Raw genomic sequence first — 2,500 nt, 5'->3', positions numbered from 1 at the left:
GGTATCCTGTTTGAACATGGGGGGACCATCCTCCAAGGCTAAATACTCCTGACTGACCGATAGTGAACCAGTACCGTGAGGGAAAGGCGAAAAGAACCCCTGTTAGGGGAGTGAAATAGAACCTGAAACCGTGTACGTACAAGCAGTGGGAGCCCCTTCGTGGGGTGACTGCGTACCTTTTGTATAATGGGTCAGCGACTTACATTCTGTAGCGAGGTTAACCGAATAGGGGAGCCGTAGGGAAACCGAGTCTTAACTGGGCGAATAGTTGCAGGGTGTAGACCCGAAACCGGGCGATCTATCCATGAGCAGGTTGAAGGTTGGGTAACACTAACTGGAGGACCGAACCCACAAATGTTGAAAAATTTGGGGATGACTTGTGGATCGGAGTGAAAGGCTAATCAAGCTCGGAGATATCTGGTTCTCCTCGAAAGCTATTTAGGTAGCGCCTCGAGCGAATACCATTGGGGGTAGAGCACTGTTAAGGCTAGGGGGTCATCCCGACTTACCAACCCTTTGCAAACTCCGAATACCAATGAGTACTACTCGGGAGACACACGACGGGTGCTAACGTCCGCCGTGAAAAGGGAAACAACCCAGACCACCAGCTAAGGTCCCAAAGTCATGGTTAAGTGGAAAACGATGTGGAAAGGCATAGACAGCTAGGAGGTTGGCTTAGAAGCAGCCACCCTTTAAAGAAAGCGTAATAGCTCACTAGTCGAGTCGGTCTGCGCGGAAGATGTAACGGGGCTAAACCATGCACCGAAGCTGTGGACTTGCRCTWTGYGCAAGTGGTAGAGGAGCGTTCTGTAAGCCGTTGAAGGTATCTCGTGAGGGGTGCTGGAGGTATCAGAAGTGCGAATGCTGACATAAGTAACGATAAGGGGAGTGAAAAACTTCCCCGCCGGAAGACCAAGGGTTCCTATCCCATGCTAATCAGGGTAGGGTAAGTCGGCCCCTAAGGCGAGGCAGAAATGCGTAGTCGATGGGAAACGGGTTAATATTCCCGTACCGACAATACTGCGATGGGGGGACGGAGAAAGCTAGGCAGGCATGGCGTTGGTAGTCCATGTGAAAGTGCGTAGGAAGGGGGATTAGGCAAATCCGGTTCCCTATATTCTGAGACACGAGACGAGCCACTACGGTGGTGAAGCTGTTGACGCTACGCTTCCAGGAAAATCCTCTAAGCTTCAGGTATTGTCGACCGTACTCGAAACCGACACAGGTGGTCAGGTAGAGCATACCAAGGCGCTTGAGAGAACTCTGGTGAAGGAACTAGGCAAAATAGTACCGTAACTTCGGGAGAAGGTACGCTCTTGTGGGTGAAGGCCTTGCGCTGTAAGCCTATGAGAGTCGCAGTGACCAGCTGGCTGCAACTGTTTATTAAAAACACAGCACTCTGCAAACTCGTAAGAGGACGTATAGGGTGTGACACCTGCCCGGTGCCGGAAGGTTAATTGATGGGGTTAGCGCAAGCGAAGCTCTTGATCGAAGCCCCGGTAAACGGCGGCCGTAACTATAACGGTCCTAAGGTAGCGAAATTCCTTGTCGGGTAAGTTCCGACCTGCACGAATGGTGTAATGATGGCCAGGCTGTCTCCACCAGAGACTCAGTGAAATTGAAATTGCGGTGAAGATGCCGTATACCCGCGGCTAGACGGAAAGACCCCGTGAACCTTTACTATAGCTTGGCACTGAACATTGACCCTGTATGTGTAGGATAGGTGGGAGACTTTGAAGTTGGAACGCCAGTTCTGATGGAGTCGTCCTTGAAATACCACCCTTGCATGTTTGATGTTCTAACGTGGGCCCCTTATCGGGGTTGCGGACAGTGTCTGGTGGGTAGTTTGACTGGGGCGGTCTCCTCCTAAAGAGTAACGGAGGAGCACGAAGGTTGGCTAAGTACGGTCGGACATCGTACGGTTAGTGCAAAGGCAGAAGCCAGCTTAACTGCGAGACAGACACGTCGAGCAGGTACGAAAGTAGGTCTTAGTGATTGGAGTTGTTCCTAGTACGAGAGGACCGGAATGAACGAACCGCTGGTGTTCGGGTTGTCATGCCAATGGCACTGCCCGGTAGCTACGTTCGGAACGGATAACCGCTGAAAGCATCTAAGCGGGAAGCCGGCCAAGAGATGAGTCATCCCTTGTACCTTGAGTACACATAAGGGTCGTTGGAGACCACAACGTTGATAGGTGAGGTGTGGAAGCGCAGTGATGTGTTAAGCTAACTCATACTAATTGCCCGAGAGGCTTAACCATACAACGCCCAAGGTGTTTGTGTGTGGTGTGAAAAGAATTCGATTTATCAGTTTGCTTGTTAAAGACCTAAAAACAGTTTTTGCCTGGTGGCAATAGCGCTGTGGAACCACCTGACTCCATTCCGAACTCAGAAGTGAAACGCAGCCGCGACGATGGTAGTGTGGCAGATGCCATGCGAGAGTAGTTCACCGCCAGGCTCCCAAATACAGAACCCCGCTCAGTGAGCGGGGTTTTTTATTT

The 2,500-nt window shown here is 51.3% G+C and carries 2 rRNA genes (1 of these 2 cut by a window edge); both read left to right on the top strand.

The window, feature by feature from the left end:
* Positions 1-2,260 (top strand): 23S ribosomal RNA (locus P3C17_RS21155) (it extends 376 nt beyond the left edge of the window).
* An 82-nt stretch (positions 2,261-2,342) separates the two neighbouring features.
* Positions 2,343-2,457, top strand: a 5S ribosomal RNA gene (gene rrf / locus P3C17_RS21150).
* Positions 2,458-2,500 lie beyond the last annotated feature (43 nt).

This window comes from Rheinheimera sp. 1928-s (assembly GCF_029269265.1).
In the GTDB taxonomy this organism is placed as follows: Bacteria; Pseudomonadota; Gammaproteobacteria; order Enterobacterales; family Alteromonadaceae; genus Pararheinheimera.
This window is presented reverse-complemented; position numbering and strand designations above follow the sequence as displayed.